The sequence below is a fragment of the Sphingomonas sp. M1A8_2b genome (assembly GCF_053345535.1).
In genome coordinates, this window is sequence record NZ_JBKFAH010000004.1 from 11,850 (window position 1) to 33,435 (window position 21,586).

Below are 21,586 nucleotides of genomic sequence, written 5' to 3' on the forward strand. Positions count from 1 at the left end.
CGGAATGCGCTGCCTTCGGTCAACGATACCACGAGGGGGAAGAAACCATGAAACGCAAAGGGCTGAACCGCGGCGGCATTGTGCTGGCGGGCGTCGTTGTATTGGCGGGGACAGTGGCCATCGCGCCGCTCAGTGCGCAATCGATGAAGCCGGCCGACGATACCGCAACCGGCCAAAAGCCGGCCGATACTGCGGCGGGTCAGGCACCGGCCGATCCGGCCCCCGGAAGCGGCACCGAAACCGCGGGCGGCATCCAGTTTCATGTCGCCGGCGGGGTTGCGACCGACTACCGGTTTCGAAGCATCTCCCAAACCAGACGCGATCCGTTCGTCTATGGCCTGGTTTCGGCCGAGCACGGCGACTTCTACGCGCGCGTCGGCGGCGAGAACGTCGATTTCGGTGACGGCACCGATGCCGAATATGATCTGTACGTCGGCTGGGCGCCGCGCGTCGGCAAGACCCGGTTCGACGTGGGCGTGGTCCGCTACGGCTATATCGGTGCACCACGCGGGATCGGCCGCGGCACGGTGGAATACAAGGCGGCGGTCACGCACACCATCGGCAAGGGCTGGGTGGGCGGCCAAGCATATTACGCACCTGATTTCCTGACCTATAATACCGCCGCGCTCTACACCGAAGCGAATGCCGGTTATGCCGTCACGCCGCGCCTGACGATCAACGGCGTCGTGGGCGTCGAACAGATTCATCGCTTCGATGATTTTACGGTCTGGAACCTGGGCGGCACCTATGCCCTTACCAAGGCCGTGGGTCTCGACGTGCGCTATTTCGACACCGATTCGCATGACGCGGGGACCATATTCCACAGCGCCGTCGTTGCCGCGATCAAGGTCGCGCTGTGACATCCCCGTCGATCGAGATTGTCCTGTTCGCGTGTCTCGAGGACAATTACGGCTTCCTCGTGCGCGACCGGGCGACCGACCGCGTGGCGACGATCGACACGCCCGATGCGGCGCGGATCGCGGCGGAACTCGATCGCCGCGGATGGGGACTCGATCTGGTGCTCAACACCCATTGGCACGACGATCATGTCGGTGGGAACTTGCCGTTGAAGGCGCGGTACGGCGCCAGAATCGTGGCGCCCGCCGTCGAGGCCGATCGGATCCCCGGCGTCGACATCGGCGTGGGGGACGGGGCGACGGTTGCACTCGGCGATACGATCTTCACGGTGATGGAGACGCCGGGCCATACGGTCGGGCATGTCGCCTATGCGACACCGGGCACGATCTTCGTCGGCGACACGCTGTTCGCGATGGGCTGCGGCCGGCTGTTCGAGGGAAGTGCGAGCCAGATGTGGGGCAATATGGTACGGCTGTCCGCGCTTCCCCCGGAAACCACGGTGTATTGCGCGCACGAATATACCGAGGCGAACGCGCGGTTCGCGCTGCATGTCGAGCCCGAAAACGCGGCATTGCGAAAACGTGCCGAGCACGTGGCGGCGCTGCGCGCTCGCGGTGCGCCAACGATCCCCTTCACCATCGCCGACGAACGTGCGAGCAACCCGTTCATGCGGGCGGGGTCGGCCGAAATCCTTGCCGAGCGGCGCCGCGCCAAGGATATGTTTTGATGGATTCTCGTGGCGCGATCGAGGCGCTGCCCCAGGCCTTGGGTACGATCGTCGGACGTCAGCACGTCCTGACCGACCCGGCCAAGACGCGTCGGTTCGCGACCGGCTATCGGTTTGGTTCGGGCCCCGTTCTCGCCGTGGTCCGGCCAGGATCACTCGTGGAGCAATGGCGCGTCCTGCAACGGTGCGTCGCCGCCGACGTCATCATCATCATGCAGTCCGCGAACACGGGATTGACCGGCGGGTCGACCCCCAATGGCGATTACGATCGCCCGGTCGTCATCATCAACACGTTGCGCGTCACCGGGCTTCACCTGATTGCCGGCGGCGATCAGGTCATCTGCTTGCCGGGAACGACGCTGTACGATCTGGAACGCGCGCTCGCGCCGCTCGGACGCGAACCGCATTCGGTGATCGGCTCGTCGTGTATCGGCGCGTCGGTGTTCGGCGGGGTCTGCAACAATTCCGGCGGCTCGCTGGTCCGTCGCGGCCCGGCCTATACCGAACTCGCGCTGTATGCGCAGGTGGACGAGGCGGGGCATCTGCATCTCGTCAACCACCTCGGCATCGTGCTGGGCAACGATCCCGAAACAATACTGGACCGGCTGCAGGCGGGGGACTTTACCGAAACCGATATCGTGTCGGAAGACGGTCGCGTCGCCTCGGATCATGGCTATGGCACGCATGTTCGCGCGATCGATGCCGCCACGCCGGCCCGCTTCAACGCCGATCCGACGCGGTTGTTCGAGGCGTCCGGCAGCGCGGGCAAGATCATGTTGCTCGCCGTGCGGCTCGACACCTTCGCCAAGGAGGCGGAGACGGCAACCTTCTACATCGGTACCAATGATCCTGCGGAACTGACCGCGCTGCGTCGGACGATTCTCGGGGAATTCAACGATCTGCCGATCTCCGGGGAATATATCCACCGCGACGCGTTCGATGTCGCGGCGATCTACGGCAAGGACACGTTCCTTGCGATCCAGCACCTCGGGACCGACCGCTTGCCGGCGTTATTTGCTCTGAAGGGGCGTGTGGACGCCGTTGCCGCTCGCCTCCCGCTTGTCCCTGCCAATCTGGGTGACCGCCTGCTCCAGATGGCGGGCAAGCTTTTTCCAAGCCATCTCCCGCAGCGCATGCGCACCTACCGCGACCGCTTCGAGCACCATCTCATTCTGAAGATGGCGGGAGACGGTATTGCCGAGGCCCGTCGCCATTTGTCTGCGACATTCCCGAGCGCGACCGGTGACGTCTTCGAATGCACGCCAGACGAAGCGACCAGGGCCTTTCTGCATCGTTTTGCGGTCGCGGGGGCCGCCGTCCGCTACCGCGCCATCCACCCGGACGCGGTCGAGGACATCGTCGCACTCGATATCGCGTTGCGCCGGGACGATCGCGCCTGGTTCGAAACGCTGCCCGCGGAACTTGCCGCGCCGATCCTGCATACGCTCTATTACGGGCACTTTTTTTGCCACGTGTTCCACCAGGATTATATCGTCGCGAAGGGTCACGATCCCGAGGCACTCGAGCACAGGATGCTGGAACTGCTTGCTGCTCGCGGCGCCGAATATCCGGCCGAGCATAATGTCGGCCACCTCTATGCCGCCAAGCCCGAACTCGCGGCGCATTATTACGCGCTTGATCCGCGCAACATCTTCAATCCGGGTATCGGAAAGACCTCCAGAAAAGCCGGGTGGCGATGAGGGTGGAATGGTGTCGGATACCTCGAATGGCCGGCACGCTGTGCCATGCCATCAGCGGCTCGCACCCTATGGGCGACCGCTGGATAGACTGCCGAAGCGCCCGACCGGTTTTCCGGAACTAACAGGCCTAAATTGATCTTGATTAATGTTAGCTACTGGGATCAAAGAAAATTTATCCCGGATTGTGGAGGAATGGCGTGATGGCCCGGCTGCTTACCTTGGCTTTGGCGTGGATCGTCGCGATCCTCGGCGGATTTTTCGTCGTCGCGGGCGGCGTGCTCGCAGCCAGCAACGGGTCGCCTTATTATCTCATCACCGGTCTTGCGATGATCGTCAGCGGAGCCTTGATCGGCCGTGGGCATCCGGCCGGTCGCGGCGTGTTCGTGGCGATCTGGGCAGCGACGCTTGTCTGGGCGGTCTGGGAGGTCGGGTTCGACTGGCTGCAGCTGGTGCCGCGGGTGGTCGCGCCGACGGTCCTGCTCGTGCTGGTGCTGCTGACCGGATGGCGGCGCGGTCGCGGGTCATCGATCCGATCGCACGCGATGCCGGCGGTTGCAGCTGGCATCGCCTTGGTCTTCGCAGGCGGGCTGTTCCTGCACGGTGAGGATGCGTCCGCGCGCGATGCGACGGCCGTTGCCGCCCGCCCGCCGTCTTCGACTGGCGAAGCAGATGGCGACTGGCGCGATTACGGCGGGACATTGTCGGGGCGCCGCTATTCCGCGCTGGGCGACATCACGCCGGCAAACGTCGCCAGGCTGGAACTGGCCTGGACGCAACGAACCGGCGATTTGCCGATGGCCGCGGAGTCCAAGGAGCATTTGCGCGAATACCATTCCGAAGCGACACCCATTCACATCGGTGACACGCTTTACACGTGCACGCCGCATTCGTTCGTTCAGGCGATCGACGCGACGACGGGAAAGACCAAATGGAGCTGGCACGAGACCGCCGACGTCAAGGGCAACAACTACCTCGTGTGCCGTGGTGTCGTCTATTACGAGGCGCCCGCCGGCACGCCGTGCCCGCATCGCATCTTCGCGCCGACGTTCAACGCGCGGCTGGTCGCGCTCGATGCCGATACCGGTCGGCCATGCCCGAGCTTTGCGGATAACGGCTCGATAGATCTGCGCGCGAACATGGGCGTCTCGACGCCGTCCGACCAGATCGCGACCACGCCGCCGGTGGTCGTCAACAATCGCCTGATCGTTGGCGAGCGCATCGTCGACAACGTCAATCGCGATATCCCCAGCGGCGTCGTGCGCGCCTACGACCCGGTCTCGGGCCGTCCGGTCTGGGCGTGGGACGTCGGCCGTTCGCAGGACGCGATCGCACCCTTGCCCGCCGGCCAGAACTACACGCGGGGCACGCCGAACGTGTGGGGGGCGATCACCGCCGACGCGGCCAATGGGATCGTCTATCTCGGTACGGGCAACGCCTCGCCCGATTACTGGATCGGCTATCGCCGACCGTTCGACAACCGGTTCGGCAGCGCGATCGTCGCGCTGGATGCGGCGAGCGGCAAGCTGCGCTGGGTGCGCCAGCTCGTCCATCACGACATGTGGGACATGGACCTACCGATCGGCCCGTCGCTGTTCGACTATCGAGCACCGGACGGGCGGATGATCCCCGCACTCATCCAGACGACCAAGATGGGACAGGTGTTTTTCCTCAACCGGCTCAACGGCGCGCCGATCGCTGCGGTCGCCGAGCGCCCCGTCAGGACCGATGGCGCAACGCCGGGCGTGACAGTGTCGCCGACGCAGCCCTTCTCGGTCGGGATGCCGTCGTTCACGCCGCCCGCGCCAACCGAAAAGGCGACCTGGGGCGCAACGCCGATCGACCAGCTGATGTGCCGTATCGACATTCGTCGCGCACAGGGCACGGGCATCTATCAGCCGCTGGGATTGAAACCGGTCATTGGTCATCCCGCTTTCGACGGCGTCACCGATTGGGGTGGCGCGGCGGTCGATCCGGTGCACGGCATCATGACCGTCAACACCATGGAAATGCCGTTCAAGCTCTGGCTGATGCGCCGCGATGATCCGCGGGTGAAACCGCTGATGGCGCAGAAGAAGGGTGGCGAGAACGCGATGCAGGCGCAGCTCCAGACGCAGTACAACACGCCGTATGTGGCGGTGGTGAAGGCGTGGGTCGGTATCTTCGGTGCGCCGTGCGTCGCCCCGCCTTGGGGTCATTTGACCGCGGTCGACTTGCAGACGCGCAAGGTGCTGTGGCGCGAAGTGCTGGGCACCGCGCGTGACACCGGTCTGTTCGGCTCGCATCTCGGTGTGCCGATCAAGACCGGCGTACCCAATCTGGGCGGTTCGATCATCACCGCTGGCGGCCTGGCGTTCATCGGGGCGACGACGGACCAGTATCTGCGCGCCTTCGATCTCCGGACCGGCAAGGTGGTGTGGAAGGCCCGCCTGCCTGCAGGCGCCCAGGCGACGCCGATGACCTATCGCGGGCGTGACGGCCGTCAGTACGTCGTCATCTCCGCTGGCGGACACGGAGCGCTGGGCACGCGCTACGGCGATTACACCATGGCCTTCGCGCTACCCCGGACCTGATCATCCGCATCTGTGATACCCATGGGTGACATCCGCGGGCCACGACGAGATCGATGACGAAACCGATGGGCTGGCGCATCAACGGCGCTGCCCGGATTAGGCAGCGCCGCTCGTTGCGGTTTGCCGGGGGCGCTGGTCCGGTCGGCGCTCATCGGATCATGTCCGGGCCGATCGGGACTGGCTGAACTGAATATATCCTCTATGCTGGATATATGGAAAACGAATCGGCTATCTCCGCCTTGGGGGCGCTGGCGCAAGGCACCCGCCTCGATGTGTTTCGTCTGCTGGTCCGACACGAGCCGCACGGCCTCGCGGCGGGCGAAATTGCGCGCCAGCTCGACGTGCCACAGAACACCATGTCGGCGCATCTCGCGATCCTTGCCCGCGCTGGACTGGTCCGATCCGAACGCCATAGCCGGTCGATCATCTACCGTGCCGATCTGGACGGGCTGCGCGCGCTGACGTTGTTCCTCATCAAGGATTGCTGCGCCGGCTCGCCTGAACTGTGCGCGCCGCTCCTGGCCGAACTCACGCCCTGCTGCTGAAAGGACGCCCACCATGAGCAAGACCGCGGCCGTTGATATCGTGATCTATCACAACCCCGAGTGCGGCACCTCGCGCAACACGCTGGCGATGATCCGCAATGCCGGCATCGAGCCGCATGTCGTCGACTATCTGAAGACGCCGCCCTCGCGCGCGTTGCTGGTCGAGTTGATAGACCGCGCCGGGATCACACCCCGCGATCTGTTGCGGGTGAAGGGCACGCCCTATGCGGAGCTGGGCCTTGGTGACGAGGCGCTGTCCGACGACGCGCTGGTGGACGCGATGATGGCGCATCCGGTCCTGATCAACCGACCGCTGGTCGTCTCGCCGCTCGGCGTGAAGCTGTGCCGACCGTCCGAAGCGGTCCTCGATCTGCTGCCCGCGCCGCAACAGGGCGCGTTTGCCAAGGAGGACGGCGAACAGGTCGTGGACGCCCAAGGCGAGCGCATCCCAGGGCAGCGCATCGCCTGATGTTGCTCGCGCTCGCTATCTTCGTCGCCACGATCGCGCTCGTCATCTGGCAGCCCAGGGGCCTCGGCATCGGCTGGAGCGCGCTGGGCGGTGCCGCGGTCGCGCTGCTCGTCGGGGTCGTCTCTCTGTCCGACGTGCCGGTGGTGTGGGGGATCGTCTGGAACGCGACCGCGACGTTCGTCGCGATCATCATCGTCAGCCTGTTGCTCGATGAAGCCGGGTTCTTCGAATGGGCGGCGCTCCATGTCGCGCGCTGGGGCCGGGGGCATGGTCGCCGGCTGTTCGTGCTGATCGTTCTGCTCGGCGCGGCGGTATCGGCGCTGTTCGCCAATGACGGCGCGGCGCTGATCCTGACGCCGATCGTCATCGCGATGCTGCGCGCGCTGGGATACAAGGACAAGGCGACGCTGGCGTTCGTGATGGCGGCGGGGTTCATCGCCGATACCGCCAGCCTGCCGCTGATCGTCTCCAACCTCGTCAACATCGTGTCGGCCGACTTCTTCCGGATCGGCTTTGCCGAGTATGCCTCGGTGATGGTGCCGGTCGATCTGGCGTCGATCGCCGCGACGCTGGTCGCGCTGCTGCTGTTCTTCCGGCGCGACATACCGGCGAAGTACGACGTGGCGCAACTCCGCGATCCCCGCGATGCGATCCGCGACCATGCCACGTTCAAGGCGGGCTGGGTCGTCCTAGCCCTGCTGCTCGCCGGCTTCTTCCTGCTCGAACCGCTCTGCGTGCCGGTCAGCGCCGTGGCCGCTGTCGGCGCAGTCCTCTTGCTCATCGTCGCCGCGCGCGGCCACGTCATCCAGACCCGCAAGGTGCTGGCCGGCGCGCCGTGGCAGGTCGTGATCTTCTCGCTCGGCATGTACCTGGTCGTCTACGGCCTGCGCAATGCCGGGCTGACCGACCACCTTGCCGGCCTGCTCGATCGCACCGCGCAAGGCGGCGTGTGGGGCGCAGCGTTCGGCACTGGGATCATCGCCGCGCTGCTGTCGTCGGTGATGAACAACATGCCGACCGTGCTGGTGGGGGCGCTGTCGATCGACGCTACCCATGCCACGGGCGCGGTCAAGGACGCGATGATCTACGCCAATGTGATCGGCTGCGATCTCGGGCCGAAGATCACGCCGATCGGCTCGCTCGCGACGCTGCTGTGGCTGCACGTCCTCGGGCAAAAGGGCATCCGGATCGGCTGGGGCTATTACTTCAAGGTCGGCGCGACGCTGACGATCCCGGTGCTGCTGGCGACGCTGGCAGCACTCGTCATAAGGCTCCGTCTGTAATGCCGCTTCATACGCTTTCCGATCCAGACCATCTTCCCGCGCTCGATCGCCGCTATGCGCTCGATCGCCCCGCCCTCGGGCTGGGGCCGGGTGATCCGCCCCCGCGTATTCTGCTGCTCTACGGATCGCTTCGAGAGCGGTCCTATTCACGCCTGTGCGTCGAGGAAGCGGCCCGCGTGCTGCAGTTCTTCGGCTGCGAGACCCGCATTTTCGATCCTGCCACGCTACCGCTGCCCGACCAGGTGACGGGCGACGATCACCCGGCCGTCCACGAACTGCGCGAATTGTCGATGTGGTCGGAGGGGCAGGTGTGGTGCAGCCCCGAACGGCACGGCCAGATTACCGGCATCATGAAGCTGCAGGTCGATCACCTGCCGCTCTCGATGGGCGGGATGCGACCGACGCAGGGCCGGACGCTCGCCGTCATGCAGGTGTCGGCGGGATCGCAGTCGTTCAACAGCGTCAATACGCTGCGCGTCCTCGGCCGCTGGATGCGGATGGTGACGATCCCCAACCAGTCGAGCGTCGCCAAGGCATTCAACGAGTTCGACGACGCCGGCCGGATGAAGCCATCCAGCTACTACGACCGGATCGTCGACGTGATGGAAGAGCTGGTGCGCTTCACGGTGCTGCTACGGCCACACACCGCTCAGCTTGTCGATCGCTATTCGGAACGAAAGGAAGCGGGGGTGCCGATCGACCCGGCGGCGGACCTGTCGAGCATTGCCACCGCCACCACGCAGCGTATCGGAACCGAGCGGTCTTGATGCAGGGCAAGGCGGCTGCGCACCGGCGAGCGGCATCCCAGGCTCAGGGTCGGAACCCGGCCAATTACAGCTAATGCGAGGTGACGTCGGCAACGGCATCGCATCAAGGAAGGCTTCGCCGCATCACGCGTCTCCATCGGACGATCTAACCATCTGAAATCCGCGATTGCGTCGATAATGGATCGAACACGCAGCGCGCCTTTGCCGGCGCCAGAAAAGGCCGCATTCCGGACATGATCGCGCGTTCAATTCGAGATCGGATTTTCACCGGGAGCGCGTGATGATATTCGACATCTGTGCCGCTACGATCGGCCGCGCCCCATGATATGCCGGATCCGCGCACTGCCTTATCGCGCCCTGCTCGCATGTGGCGTCGCCGTGCCGGCAGCCGCGACGGCGCAGGATATACCAGCAGAGACGTCATCGCCCGGCAAGACCGACATCGTCGTCACCGGCCAGCGCATCGCCGGCACCGCGATCGGCGCGACCGATCCGACCGCGACGCTCGACCAAGCCGCGATCCAGTCGCTCGGGGCGGCCGATCTGAAGACGCTGCTCGAACGCCTGAAGCCGCTGACGACCTCGGCGAGCGGCGGCGATCCGGTCTATCTGCTCAACGGCCGGCGGATGTCGAGCATGAACGAACTCTACAGCCTGCCGCAGGAGGCGATGGAGAAGATCGAGGTCCTGCCCGAGTCCGAGGCGGCACGCTTCGGGTTTCCCGCCACCGTCCGGGTGCTCAACTTCATCACCAAGAAGACGTTTCGTGCCGTCACCCTTCAGGAGCTCGGCGGCACCACGACCGAGGGCGGGGGCGGGACGAACTATGCCGAGGTGACCGCCGCCCGGATCGACGGCCCGCGGCGCATCACGCTCACGGCGTCGCATCTGCGGCTCTATCCGCTCCTGCAGAGTCAGCGCGGGATCCTGCCCGATCCGGACACGCTTTATGCGCTCGGCGGCAACGTCGTGGGGATGGCCGGTGGCAGTATCGACCCCGCGCTCGATGCGCTGGTCGGGCGTCCGGTCACGATCGCCGCCGTGCCGGCCGACCCGGCGGACCGTCGGACCTTGGCGGGCTACGTCGCCGGTGCGGGTGTCCCGGCGGTGACCGATGTCGGGCGGTATCGCTCGCTCCAGCAACGCAGCGATCGGATTTCGGTCGACGGCACCGTGGCGGCGCCGATCGGCAAGTCGATGAGCGGGTCGCTCAACCTGTCGGTGGAGTCGCAGCGTAGCTCGGGCCTGAACGGGTTGGCGCCTGCGCTGTTGACGGTCCCGGGAGGAAGCGGCGCGTTGCCGTTTACCGACGATGTCCTGCTCTATCGCTATCTCCCCGACGCGGTGCTGCGGCAGCGGAACACGAGTCTGACGCTGCACGGCTCGGGCATGGTGCAGGGCAGTATCCGGCGCTGGGGGTGGAACGTCACGACCAGCTACGACCGGGTGCGCGGGGTAGCGGACTCGCAACAGGGCGTGCCGATCGACGATCTGCAGGCGTCGATCGATGCGGGCGGCGATCCGCTGGCGGATTTGAGCCCGGCGGCGTCCGCGCTTCGCCAGGACTATCGAAGCCGGACGGTCACCGGCACCTTGCTGACCAAGGCGGTCGCGAACGGCCCGCTGGTCCACTTGCCGGCCGGCGACGCGCAGCTCACGCTGTCGGCCGATTACGCGCGATCGAGCAGTTCGGGCAGCCTGCCGGGACTGATGAATGCGACGCTCGATCTCGCGCGCACCACCAGGGGCGCGAGCGTCAACGCCGATCTGCCGATCGCCTCCGCCAATCAGGACGTCCTCGCGTTTCTCGGGCAGCTGTCGGTCAACGGGATGATCGGCGTTTCTGACGTGTCGGATTACGGGGGGCTGGTCAGCTCCAATTACGGGCTGACCTGGTCGCCGGTCCGCCCGATCCAGTTCATCGCCTCGGTCAACGCCGCGCAGACCCCGCCGGCGATCGCGCTGTTGACCAACCCGACCGTCACGACCCCGAACACGCCGTTCTTCGACTTCACGACCGGCACCAGCGTGCTCGTTACGACCATCGCCGGCGGCAATCCGTCCTTGGCCCCGGAACGCCGACGGATCGCCACGCTCGGCGTCGCGGTGTCGCCGATCAGGAAGACGGATCTGCGGCTGAGCGTCAATTATCTCGAAACGCGGATCGCGAACCAGACCGCGACGCTAGGCAGCGCGACCCCAGCCTTCCAGACCGCGTTCTCGGGCGCGTTCCAGCGCAACGCAGCCGGGCAACTCGTGAGCGCCGACCTGAGGCCGGTCAACATCGCGCGCGAACGCGAAAAGAAGATGCAGGTGACGCTGAGCCTGTCGACGCCGATCGGTCGGGCCCCCAAGCCGCCGACGCCGCCGGTCGCCGCCGCCACCACCACCGCCAAGGAGAGCGCCACACCGCCCCCGCCGCCGCCCAAACCCCGGCCGCAAATCTATGTATCGATGACGACGACGTGGCGGCTCGACGATCGCCTGGCCCTGCGCAACGATCTGCCCGCGCTCGATCTGCTTGATGGCGACACGCTGACCGGCACCGGTGGGCGGCCGCGCTGGGAAAGCGAGCTGAACCTCGGTGGATCGCTCGGGCCCGCGAGCATCGGCGTATACGGTCGGTTGCAGGGGCCGACCCGGATCCGCAGCGACCTCGCCGCGTCGGATCTTCGCTTTTCGGGACGGACGTGGTTGGTGCCGTACGGATCGCTCAAGGTCGACCAGATGGTCAAGCGTCCGTGGGCGCGCAACACGACGGTTCAGCTGACGATCGAAAACCTCTTGAACGACCGGATCGGCGTACGCGACCGGCTGGGGCGGACGCCGAACCGTTTTCAGGGCGCCTATATCGATCCGCTCGGTCGCTCGATCAGGCTCGGCCTGCGCAAACTCTTCTGAAGCGGCGCTGTTCGCCGTAATCGGTGCGGGCCGGATGCACGAAAATCAGCATGCACGAAAATCAGCGTTCGGCCGGCGCGGCGGTGCCGAAATAGTGCTCCAGACGATCGGCTTCGGCCGGGGTGATCGCCATCACCGCACCGTGTTTGGGCGACGCGAAATTGGTCGCCTTCATCGGCGAGCCGGCATCGTTGAAGCGACCGATGTTCCTGAACGTGCGGAAGTCCGTCGTTTCGGCAAAGCCCATGTTGTGCGGGGTCGCGCCGAACACGTCGTACATCAGCACATAGGTTTTGGTGCCATAGCGCCGCCACAGATTCGGCGCCTCGGCAGCGACCGTTTCCGGCTCCACCTTGCGCGGATCATACGCATACGGGCCGGTGAGCCGCGACGACACCGCCTGCAGGATGACGCCCGGCTTTTCATGCGCGACGTAGAACATCCGATATTTGCCACCGACGCGGGTGATGTCGGCATCGATCACGTTCACGTCGGGCCGCGGATAATCGAGGATCTTTCGCGGCACCGTGGTCAGCGTCGTGAACGCCGGGTCGGCATAGGAATAGACCATGAAATTGGGTCCATTGCCGTAGCGCGTGGTGAAATACACCATCATGCGCCGCTTGGCGGGATCCCAGATCGTCTCCGGTGCCCAGGCGTTGCCGGCGTTCGCGAACGTGGGAAACAGCCGCGACACGTCGACCTTGGCCAGCGTCCAGTGCAGCAGGTCGCGGCTCTTCATCAACAGCAGGTTGCGGTTGTTGCCCCATCCGAACGCCTTCTCCGGCCGCTCCCATTCGGTCGTCCGCAGCCCCTCGCGCTGCGCGGCAATGTGGAGGTCGGTCAGCGCCATGTAGAACGCACCATCGGGCCCGCGCATGACATGCGGATCGCGCACGCCCTTCTGATCGGCGATCACGCGACCCGAGAGCACCGGTCGTCCGCCGAGCACATCCGTGAAGCTGTACCCGTCGCGCGATACCGCAAAATTGAGCGAGTGGGTTTCATCCTTGAAATAGGCGAGCAGGTACGCCGATCGTGCCTGTCGGGCAGACGGCGGCGCGGGGTAATTTGTCAGGCTTTTGACGACGGCGAGTTGCGGCGTGTTCGGCGAGACCTCCGCGGACAGGATCGACGACGAGAAGGGCAGGGCCACCGCGCCGATCAGGGCCGCCGTTGCACCGCGTCGCGTCTGTCCGGTCATCTCGATCCCCTCGTTCTTTGCGCCACTGCAAGCAAGGCTCGCGCCCCGCATTCGTCTCGGCGAGCAGCATTCCACCTCAGCAAGTGAGCGTAGCTTTAGCACAGGCGAGATCCACATTGCGTCTGCAATTGCCAGACATTATTGCAGTCGTGCAGCGACGTTGTAGTCCCCGATCGGCGCAGGCCGCGTCAACAGTGGCGGATACGACCGTCAGCAAGCACACCGCGACGTCACCGTATCCGCGCCATCCTGCCCGCAGGTTGGTAGCTTGGTCGACTGGGTCGCCGAGGCAGATACCGCGCCGCCGCATACCGAACTGGCGGCGCTGGCCGGCAGGCGCGGCGGATGAGAGGTTGCGACGCGCCGCGTAGGAGCGATATCGTTCAGAGTTCGTACGGGAGATTGCGATGACCGGCTTGACCACGCATATGCGGCGCACGCTGCTGGCACTGGTCGCGCTCGGCCTGTCCACCAGCGCCCTCGCGCAATCGGCAGCCACCACGCCCTCGCCGGCACCGACCGCACCCGAGACTTACACCCCGACCGCGGCCAATCTCGAGGCGCGCCGATGGTTCCAGGATGCGAAGTTCGGCGTGTTCCTCCACTGGGGGCTGTACAGCGAACTCGGCGGCGGCGGCTCGCCCGGGCTCGCCGAATGGATCATGCAGGAAAACAAGATCCCGGCCGACAAATACGCCCGGCTGGCCAGGTTCTTCAATCCGACCAGATTCGACGCGGACGCCTGGGTCCGATCGTTCAAGGACGCCGGCGCGCGCTACATCGTCATCACCAGCAAGCATCACGACGGCTTCGCGATGTTCGACAGCAAGGTCTCGCCGTACAATGTCGTGAAGGCGACGCCGTTCGCGCGCGACCCGATCGCCGAACTGGCGGCCGCGTGCCGACGGCAGGGCGTGAAGCTGTTCTTCTATTATTCGCAGCTCGACTGGCACAATCCCGACTATTTTCCGCGTGGCCAGACCGGGCATACCACCGGCCGGCCGGAGTCCGGCGATTGGGAGAAATATCTCGACTATCAGGACGCGCAATTGCGTGAGCTGCTGACGCAATACGGCCCGATCGGCGGCATCTGGTTCGATGGCTGGTGGGATCAGGAGAAGACGCCGCTGCGCGACCGCTGGCGGCTCGACCGGACCTATCGCCTGATCCACGCGCTGCAACCCGCCGCGCTGATCGTCAACAACCACCATCACGCACCCTTCCCGGGCGAGGACTACCAGACGTTCGAGCGCGATCTGCCGGGGCAGAACACGATGGGCTACAGCAGCACCTCGGTGGTCGGCACACTGCCGCTCGAGATGTCGGAGACGATGAACGGCAGTTGGGGCTTCAACCTCGTCGACGACACGTACAAGACGCCCGAGACGCTGGTGCGCACGCTGGTCGGGGCGGCGGGCCGCAATGCCAATTTCCTGCTCAACACCGGGCCGATGCCGAACGGCGAGATCCAGCCTGAAAATCTCGCGACGCTCCACACCATCGGCGGCTGGCTGAAGACGCACGGCAAGGCGATCTACGACACCCGCGGCGGCCCGGTCGCGCCGGGCGACTGGGGCGTCACCACGCAGCGCGGCAAAACGGTGTACGTCCATCTGATCCGCGAGCATGGCGGGCAGGTGACGCTACCGATCAGAGGCGCGGTCGCGTCCGCCCGGCTGTTCGACGGCGACGCACCGGTCAAGGTCGCGGCCAGCAACGGACAGCTCACGCTGTCGGGCCTGCCGCCGCTCGGCGGTGCGTGGGACCAGATCATCGAGTTGGAGATGCGGTGAGGTCGGACCGTCCTCGATCCGTTGTATCCTACAGGCGAGTCGCCTCAGGCGCCGTGCGGCGGTTGCCAGCCCAGGGCGACCGAGATCCGCTGGCTGGTCTGCTTGAGTTCGGCACACGCCTCTTCGATCGAGACCAGCTGCGATCCGTCGATCAGTTCGAGGAACGGCACGGTCAGCGCCGCGAGCAGTTCGCCGTCGAAGCCGAAGATCGGGCAGCTGATGTCGGTGACGCCGCGCGTGACCGGGCTTTCGCGCAGACCGTGGCCCTGCGCGCGAACCGTCTGGAGCGTCTTGGCCAGCGCGGCCTGTCCGACCGGTTCCTTGCGCAACGCCGACGCGCGCGCGAGCAACCGTTCCGCCGCATCCTCGGGCGTGAAGGCGAGGATGACGCTGCCCGAGCAGCTGCGCACCAGATCGATCGAGGCCCCGACGCGGAGTGCGAAGCCGCGCACGCCGGGGTTTTCCTCGCGCGCGATGACCAGGCCTTCGGCGCGCTGCACCACCACGAGATGGCACGACTGGCCGATCGCGGCGGCGAGCATCTGCATCTCGGGCTGCGCGGTGACGACCAGCTTGCGCGCCGGCGTGGCGCGATAGGCGACGTCGAGGAACTTGTAGGTCACGGTATAGCGATCGGTGACCTTGGATTTCTGCAGATAGCCCGCTTCTTCCATGACCACGACGATCCGGAATAGTTCGCCGAGCGACCGTTTCAGTGCGGTCGCCATTTCGCTGGCCAGTAATCCCTGCGGGTTGTTCGCGAGCAGTTCGATGATCAGGAACGCCTTGTCGAGCGCGGGTGCATTGTAGCTGCCCTTGCGTTGCGCCGGTTCGCCGTCCTGCTTCGCCATAGTTTCCATCGACCCCGGTGCTGAACGCAAAGACTAGCGGCAATCCCTTTGCCAAGGAAGGCCCGCGCCCATCGTCGGCCCGCCTCCGTGCGTGTCGCGCCTCGTTCAGATCGTGACGATCGCCTTCAACACATCCTCCTGCCGGGCGATCAGCGCGGGGATCGCAGTGGGCGCATCGTCGAGATCGACGCGATCGGTCAGGAACCGGTCGGCCGGCACCGCGCCGTTGCGGATCGAGGCGATGACATGATCGAAATCCGCCGCGAGCGCGTTGCGGCTGGCGAGCAAGGTCGTCTCGCGTTTGTGGAATTCGGGGTCGGAGAAGACCAGATCGTCGAGGCACAGCCCAACCAGCACATAGGTGCCGGCGTTCGCGACGTTGAACAGGCCCGCCTTCATCGCATGAATATTCCCCGTCGCGTCGAAGACATAGTCGAACATCTCGCCATCCGTTCGATCCGCCAGCGCCGCGGTGGCATCCGGGCCGGCGACGACGCCGTCATCGAAACCGAACCGCTCCGCCGCGGTCGCGAGACGCTTGGCGCTGCGATCCAGCAGCGTGACGGCGCCGGCGCCGGCGATCCGCGCGAACAGCGCGCAGCCGATCCCGATCGGGCCCGCCCCGGTGACCAGCACGCGCGTGCCCGGTTCGATCGCGGCGCGGCGTACCGCGTGCGCGCCGATCGCGAGGAATTCGACCATCGCCGCCTGATCGACGGTGAGGCCGTCGGTCGTCACGATCGAACCGACCGGCACCGCGAGAAACTCGGTCATGCCACCATCGGCGTGCACGCCGAGCACGCTGATCCGCGCGCAACAATTGGGTCGACCTCGCCGGCACGCGACGCAGGTGCCGCACGCGATGTAGGGATTGACCGTCACGATCTGGCCCGGCGTCAGGCCGCTGTCGGCAGGCGCCTCGACCACTTCGCCGGCAAGTTCGTGGCCGATCAGGCGCGGATAGGTGAAGAACGGCTGGCTGCCGTCGAAGATGTGATAGTCGGTACCGCAGATCCCGACCCGCCGCATCCGCAACAGCACCTCGCCCTCGCCGACCTGTGGCGCCGGACGGTCCTCGATGCGCGCCGCGTTGGGCGCCGTGCAGACCAATGCCTTCATCGCTGTCCTCCAAGGATAGTGTACGTCGCCGACCGGCCATCGGCCTGGCCGGTAGACGGGTGCAGGGCGCGTCGATTGACGCTGCATGATACGGCTATATCATATGTGCAATTAGAATTCGAGCTCCCGCCCGAATTGCGCTTGGTGCCGGTATCGAAAACACCGATATCTAAAACAGGAGAGAAGAATGGTTCGCCGCGTGTGTTTCGCGCTCGATCTGGTCGACGATGCAGATCTGATCGCTGCGTATGAGTCCGCCCACGCGCCCGGCGCGGTCTGGCCCGACGTGACGCGAGGTATCCGCGCAAAGGGGTTCATCGACATGGAGATCTGGCGCGCCGCGGATCATCTGTTCATGATCGCCGACGTTGCCGACGACTGGCCCCGCGAATTGGACGCGCAAGGCAAGGCGATCGACGCGCGCTGGGAGGCGGCGATGGATCGGTTCCAGCGACCGCTGGCATGCGCCGGAGATGGCGAGAAATGGGTGCTGATGCGCCGCATTTACGCGCTCGGCGACCAGGGAGCCTAGCGCGCAGGCCACGATTCATCCCGTCGGCGCCTCCCACCGGCCATCCCACCCCGGCAAAAGGTTGACTTGCTAAAGCCCGACCGCTTGAGTAGCTCTCGCTTGTGAAAAGATAATCTCGTGTGCGTAGTGGCGCTAGCCCGCAGTTGCGGGTTCGACGATGGTCCCGGCGGCCGTCGCAACGACACAGACTGGAGAGACAGGATGGCCTTGCCGCCGATGATCGAGTCCCGGGCCGGCCCGCATCCTAATGGCCATCCGGAGGGCGAGCCGGACGGCGGGCGCTACGTGACCGCGCTCGTGATCACCGTCTGCCTGTTCTTCCTCTGGGGGATGGCGAACAACCTGAACGACATCCTGATCGCGCAGTTCCGCAAGGCGTTCGCGCTGTCGGATTTCGGCACCAGCTTCGTCCAGCAGGTCTTCTATTTCGGCTATTTCGTCGTCGCGATCCCGGCGTCGTCGGTGATGCGGCGCTTCGGTTACAAGACCGCGATCGTCACCGGGCTGACGCTGTACGGGTGCGGCGCGTTGCTGTTCTATCCCGCCGCTGTCGCCGGCATGTACCAGCTGTTCCTGCTCGCGCTGTTCGTGATCGCCTGCGGCCTGGCATTTCTCGAAACCTCCGCCAACCCGCTGATGACCGAATTGGGCGATCCGCGCACCGCGACGCGGCGGCTCAACTGGGCGCAGGCGGCCAATCCGCTCGGCGCGATCACCGGGATCCTGGTCGGCCGCAATTTCATCCTGTCGGGAATCGAGCATAACGAGCGCAGCCTGGCCGCGATGAGCGACGCCGCGCGCGACGCGTTCTATCGCGCCGAAGTGCAGGCGGTGGTGATGCCCTATGTCGCGATCGCCGGCATTGTGCTGCTGTTCGCGGTCGCCGCCGCGCTGGTGCCGTTCCCGCGCGGCAGCGTCGCGCATGATCAGGGGCCGACGGGTCGTTTCACCGACGTGTTCCGCCGCCCGCAACTGATCGCCGCGGTGGTCGCGCAGTTCTTCTACGTCGGCGCGCAGGTCGGGCTGTGGAGCTACACGATCCGCTACGCCCAGGCGAACGCGGGGATGGGCGAGCGTGCCGGGGCCGATGCGCTGTTCGTGTCGCTGGTGCTGTTCGCGGGCGGGCGTTTCGTCGGCACCGCGCTGATGGCGCGGCTCGCGCCGGTCACCCTGCTGGCGATGTGCTCGGCGATCTCGCTGGTGCTCGCAGCCTTCGCGGGGATCGTCGGCGGCGCGATCGGGCTGTATGCGCTGGTCGCCGCCAGCCTGTTCATGTCGATCCAGTTCCCGACGATTTTCGCGCTCGGCGTCGAAGGGCTCGGGCCGCTGCGCAAGGCCGGCTCGTCGCTGATCGTCATGGCGATCATCGGCGGCGCGGCGCTGACCGCGCTGATGGGCTGGGTCTCGGATCGCGCCGGGATCACGCATGCGATGCTGGTGCCAGCCGCCTGTTTCGCAGCGGTATTCGCCTTTGCGCTTTACGCCCGCGGCGCGACCGCGCGGGCATCGATCTGAAAGGAAAGACGACGTGGATAGACTGAAGGGCAAGCGCGCGATCGTGACCGGCGCCGGCCAGGGGATCGGGCGCGCCGCAGCGGAACTGTTCGCCGCGGAGGGCGCCGAGGTGCTCGCGCTCGATCGGAACGCCGATGCGCTGGCCGACCTCGCCGGATGCACGCCGCACGTCATCGACCTGACCGATCGCGCCGCGATCAGGGCGTTTGCGGAAAATGCGGGCGGGGTCGACGTGCTGTTCAACTGCGCGGGCTATGTCGATGCGGGCGTGCTGCTGGAGACGGGCGACGCGGGCTACGACTTGTCGTTCGACCTCAACGTCCACGCGATCACGCACATGCTGACCGCTTTGCTGCCGGCGATGATCGCGCGCGGCGGCGGCTCGATCGTCAACATGTCCTCGGTCGCCGGCGCGGTGATCGGCGTCGGCAACCGCTACGCCTATTGCGCGTCGAAGGCCGCGGTCGCCGGGATCACCCGCTCGGTCGCGCTCGACTATGTCGGCAAGGGTATCCGTTGCAACGCGATCTGTCCGGGCACGGTGCAGTCCCCCTCGCTCGACGAGCGGCTCGCCGCGACCGGCGACGAAGCGGCGGCGCGTGCGGCGTTTATCGCGCGTCAGCCGATGGGACGGCTCGGCAAGGCCGACGAAGTCGCGGCGCTCGCGCTGTATCTCGCGTCGGACGAGAGCGCCTACACCACTGGGCAGCTGCACGTGATCGACGGCGGCTGGTGCATGGCCTGATGCGATGGTGACGATCGCCTCGACCCTAGATTTCCAGCGTGCGGCGAAGGCACGGCTGCCGCGCTTCCTGTTCGATTATGCGGACGGTGGCGCGTATGCCGAGCAGACGCTGCGGCGTAACACCGCGGATCTCGCCGACATCGCGCTGCGCCAGCGGGTGTTGCAGGACGTCGCGACGATCGATCTGTCGACCACCTTGTTCGGCCGGCAGATGCCGCTGCCCGTGGCGCTCGCACCGATCGGGATCGGCGGCATGTATCGCCGTCGCGGCGAGACCCAGGCGGCGCGCGCCGCCAACGCACGCGGTCTGCCGTTCACGCTCTCGACCGTGGGGCTGTGCGGGATCGACGAGGTCCGCCGCGCGACCGACGGGCCGCTGTGGTTCCAACTCTACGTCCTGCGCGACCGTGGTTTCATGCGCGAGCTGATCGCGAACGCCAAGGCGGCAGGCGCGGAGGCGCTGGTGTTCACGGTCGACATGCCGGTACCGGGCGCCCGCTACCGCGACGCGCACTCGGGCATGTCCGGGCCGCGCGCGCCATTGCGCCGAATGCTGCAGGCGATCGGCCGACCGAGCTGGGCGTGGGACGTCGGCCTGCGCGGGCGGCCGCACCGGCTCGGCAATCTGGAGCCGGTGCTCGGCAAGGCCAGCGGCATGAACGACTACATGGGCTGGCTCGGCGCCAATTTCGATCCGTCGATCCAGTGGCGCGATCTCGACTGGATTCGCGCTGCGTGGGACGGCCCGCTGATCATCAAGGGTATCCTCGACCCCGACGACGCGCGCGCCGCCGCCGATGTCGGCGCGGACGGGATCGTCGTCTCGAACCACGGTGGCCGCCAGCTCGATGGCGTTCTGTCGACCGCACGCGCGCTGCCCGCGATCGCCGAGGCGGTCGGCGATCGGCTGACCGTGCTGGCGGATTCGGGCGTGCGCTCGGGTCTCGACGTCGTGCGGATGCTCGCGCTGGGCGCACACGGCGTCCTGCTCGGGCGCGCGTGGCTCTATGCGCTGGCCGCACGCGGCGAGGCGGGCGTGACGCAACTGCTCGACCTGATCGAAAAGGAAATGCGAGTCGCGATGACACTTACCGGCGTCAACACGATCGCCAAGATCGATCGCTCCATTCTGGTTTCTGCAAAGGATAATCTATGAAACTTTGTCGCTATGGTACGCCCGGAAACGAACAGCCGGGCCTGATCGATGCCGATGGCCGCTTGCGCGCGCTGACCGGTCACGCCGACATTGCCGCGGAAACGCTGGCGCCCGAAGCGCTGGCGAAGCTCGCCGCGATCGACCCCGCCACGCTGCCGCTGGTCGAGGGCGAGCAGCGCTACGGCGTGCCGGTATCGGGCACGCGCAAATTCATCGCGATCGGGCTGAACTACGCCGATCACGCCGCCGAATCGAACCTGCCGATTCCCGCGGAACCGGTCGTCTTCAACAAATGGGTCAGCTGTCTCCAGGGCGCGAACGATCCCGTCGTCATCCCGCGCGATTCGAAGAAGACCGACTGGGAAGTCGAACTCGGCATCGTCATCGGCACCCGCGCCGAGTATGTCGAGACCGCCGACGCACTCGCGCATGTCGCGGGCTACCTCGTGGTCAACGATGTCTCCGAGCGGCACTGGCAGATCGAGCGCGGCGCGACCTGGGACAAGGGCAAGGGCTTCCCGACCTTCGGCCCGGTCGGCCCGTGGCTCGTCACCGCCGACGAGGTGGGCGATCCGCAGAACCTGTCGATGTGGCTCGACGTCAACGGCAAGCGGATGCAGGACGGCAGCACCAAGACGATGATCTTCTCGGTCGCCGAGATCGTCGCCTATTGCTCGCAGTTCATGACGCTGGAGCCCGGCGACATCATCACCACCGGCACGCCGCCGGGCGTCGGCATGGGCCAGAAGCCCGAGCCCCGGTATCTGAAGGCGGGCGACGTCGTCACGCTCGGCATCGAGAAACTCGGCGAGCAACGCCAGGACTTCGTCGCCTGGCAGCCGCGCAACTAG

At 66.2% G+C, this 21,586-nt stretch carries 18 protein-coding genes; 15 read left to right on the forward strand and 3 right to left on the reverse strand.

What is annotated here, in order from left to right:
• Positions 1–47: 47 nt before the first annotated feature.
• The 9 genes from ACLBWL_RS15170 (at position 48) to ACLBWL_RS15210 (ending at position 11,820) form a co-directional block, all read left to right on the forward strand.
• Positions 48–860, forward strand: a complete 813-nt coding sequence (locus tag ACLBWL_RS15170) for a TorF family putative porin (protein WP_447794455.1) — start codon at positions 48–50, stop codon at positions 858–860.
• Positions 857–1,585, forward strand: a complete 729-nt coding sequence (gloB, locus tag ACLBWL_RS15175) for a hydroxyacylglutathione hydrolase (RefSeq protein WP_447794457.1) — start codon at positions 857–859, stop codon at positions 1,583–1,585. The genes ACLBWL_RS15170 and gloB overlap by 4 nt, the downstream gene beginning before the upstream one ends.
• Complete coding sequence (gene dld, locus ACLBWL_RS15180) at positions 1,585–3,285, forward strand: D-lactate dehydrogenase (protein WP_447794459.1); 1,701 nt, start codon at positions 1,585–1,587, stop codon at positions 3,283–3,285. Before gloB ends, dld begins: the two co-directional genes overlap by 1 nt.
• A 200-nt stretch (positions 3,286–3,485) precedes the next feature.
• Positions 3,486–5,855, forward strand: a complete 2,370-nt coding sequence (locus tag ACLBWL_RS15185; RefSeq protein ID WP_447794460.1) for a membrane-bound PQQ-dependent dehydrogenase, glucose/quinate/shikimate family — start codon at positions 3,486–3,488, stop codon at positions 5,853–5,855.
• 212 nt (positions 5,856–6,067) lie between these two features.
• A complete protein-coding gene (locus tag ACLBWL_RS15190) occupies positions 6,068–6,400 on the forward strand; it encodes an ArsR/SmtB family transcription factor (RefSeq protein ID WP_447794462.1) in 333 nt (110 codons plus the stop codon).
• Positions 6,401–6,413: 13 nt separating this feature from the next.
• On the forward strand, positions 6,414–6,869 hold the full coding sequence (gene arsC, locus ACLBWL_RS15195) for an arsenate reductase (glutaredoxin) (RefSeq protein ID WP_447794464.1): 456 nt from the start codon (positions 6,414–6,416) through the stop codon (positions 6,867–6,869).
• The gene (locus ACLBWL_RS15200) at positions 6,869–8,152 is read left to right on the forward strand and encodes an arsenic transporter (RefSeq protein WP_447794466.1); all 1,284 of its coding nucleotides are present in this window, start codon (positions 6,869–6,871) and stop codon (positions 8,150–8,152) included. Before arsC ends, ACLBWL_RS15200 begins: the two co-directional genes overlap by 1 nt.
• Positions 8,152–8,919 carry an arsenical resistance protein ArsH gene (gene arsH / locus ACLBWL_RS15205; protein ID WP_447794468.1) on the forward strand — a complete coding sequence of 256 codons (768 nt, stop codon included), beginning with the start codon at positions 8,152–8,154 and terminating at the stop codon, positions 8,917–8,919. Before ACLBWL_RS15200 ends, arsH begins: the two co-directional genes overlap by 1 nt.
• Before the next feature lie 378 nt (positions 8,920–9,297).
• Positions 9,298–11,820 carry a TonB-dependent receptor gene (locus ACLBWL_RS15210; RefSeq protein ID WP_447794470.1) on the forward strand — a complete coding sequence of 841 codons (2,523 nt, stop codon included), beginning with the start codon at positions 9,298–9,300 and terminating at the stop codon, positions 11,818–11,820.
• 61 nt (positions 11,821–11,881) lie between these two features.
• On the opposite strand, the gene ACLBWL_RS15215 is transcribed toward ACLBWL_RS15210, so the two are convergent.
• Positions 11,882–13,024 carry a glycoside hydrolase family 43 protein gene (locus ACLBWL_RS15215; RefSeq protein WP_447794472.1) on the reverse strand — a complete coding sequence of 381 codons (1,143 nt, stop codon included), beginning with the start codon at positions 13,022–13,024 and terminating at the stop codon, positions 11,882–11,884.
• A 407-nt stretch (positions 13,025–13,431) separates the two neighbouring features.
• Between ACLBWL_RS15215 and ACLBWL_RS15220 the strand changes: the two genes are divergently transcribed.
• Positions 13,432–14,817 carry an alpha-L-fucosidase gene (locus ACLBWL_RS15220; RefSeq protein ID WP_447794474.1) on the forward strand — a complete coding sequence of 462 codons (1,386 nt, stop codon included), beginning with the start codon at positions 13,432–13,434 and terminating at the stop codon, positions 14,815–14,817.
• A 44-nt stretch (positions 14,818–14,861) separates the two neighbouring features.
• Here the strand turns inward: ACLBWL_RS15220 and ACLBWL_RS15225 are convergent, their stop codons facing one another.
• Both ACLBWL_RS15225 and ACLBWL_RS15230 read right to left on the reverse strand, forming a co-directional pair.
• A complete protein-coding gene (locus ACLBWL_RS15225; RefSeq protein ID WP_447794476.1) occupies positions 14,862–15,668 on the reverse strand; it encodes an IclR family transcriptional regulator in 807 nt (268 codons plus the stop codon).
• A 105-nt stretch (positions 15,669–15,773) separates the two neighbouring features.
• Positions 15,774–16,787 (reverse strand): zinc-binding alcohol dehydrogenase family protein, encoded by a 1,014-nt coding sequence (locus ACLBWL_RS15230; protein WP_447794477.1) that lies wholly within the window; start codon positions 16,785–16,787, stop codon positions 15,774–15,776.
• A gap of 187 nt (positions 16,788–16,974) precedes the next feature.
• Between ACLBWL_RS15230 and ACLBWL_RS15235 the strand changes: the two genes are divergently transcribed.
• From ACLBWL_RS15235 to ACLBWL_RS15255, 5 genes are all read left to right on the forward strand, one after another.
• Entirely contained in the window at positions 16,975–17,319 is a 345-nt protein-coding gene (locus ACLBWL_RS15235) for an L-rhamnose mutarotase (RefSeq protein WP_447794479.1), read from the forward strand.
• A 216-nt stretch (positions 17,320–17,535) separates the two neighbouring features.
• Positions 17,536–18,834, forward strand: a complete 1,299-nt coding sequence (fucP, locus tag ACLBWL_RS15240; protein WP_447794481.1) for an L-fucose:H+ symporter permease — start codon at positions 17,536–17,538, stop codon at positions 18,832–18,834.
• A 13-nt stretch (positions 18,835–18,847) separates the two neighbouring features.
• Complete coding sequence (locus ACLBWL_RS15245; RefSeq protein ID WP_447794483.1) at positions 18,848–19,579, forward strand: SDR family oxidoreductase; 732 nt, start codon at positions 18,848–18,850, stop codon at positions 19,577–19,579.
• Between the two features lie 7 nt (positions 19,580–19,586).
• Positions 19,587–20,735, forward strand: coding sequence for an FMN-dependent L-lactate dehydrogenase LldD (gene lldD / locus ACLBWL_RS15250; RefSeq protein ID WP_447795022.1), 1,149 nt, complete (start codon positions 19,587–19,589; stop codon positions 20,733–20,735).
• The gene (locus ACLBWL_RS15255) at positions 20,732–21,586 is read left to right on the forward strand and encodes a fumarylacetoacetate hydrolase family protein (protein ID WP_447794485.1); all 855 of its coding nucleotides are present in this window, start codon (positions 20,732–20,734) and stop codon (positions 21,584–21,586) included. Before lldD ends, ACLBWL_RS15255 begins: the two co-directional genes overlap by 4 nt.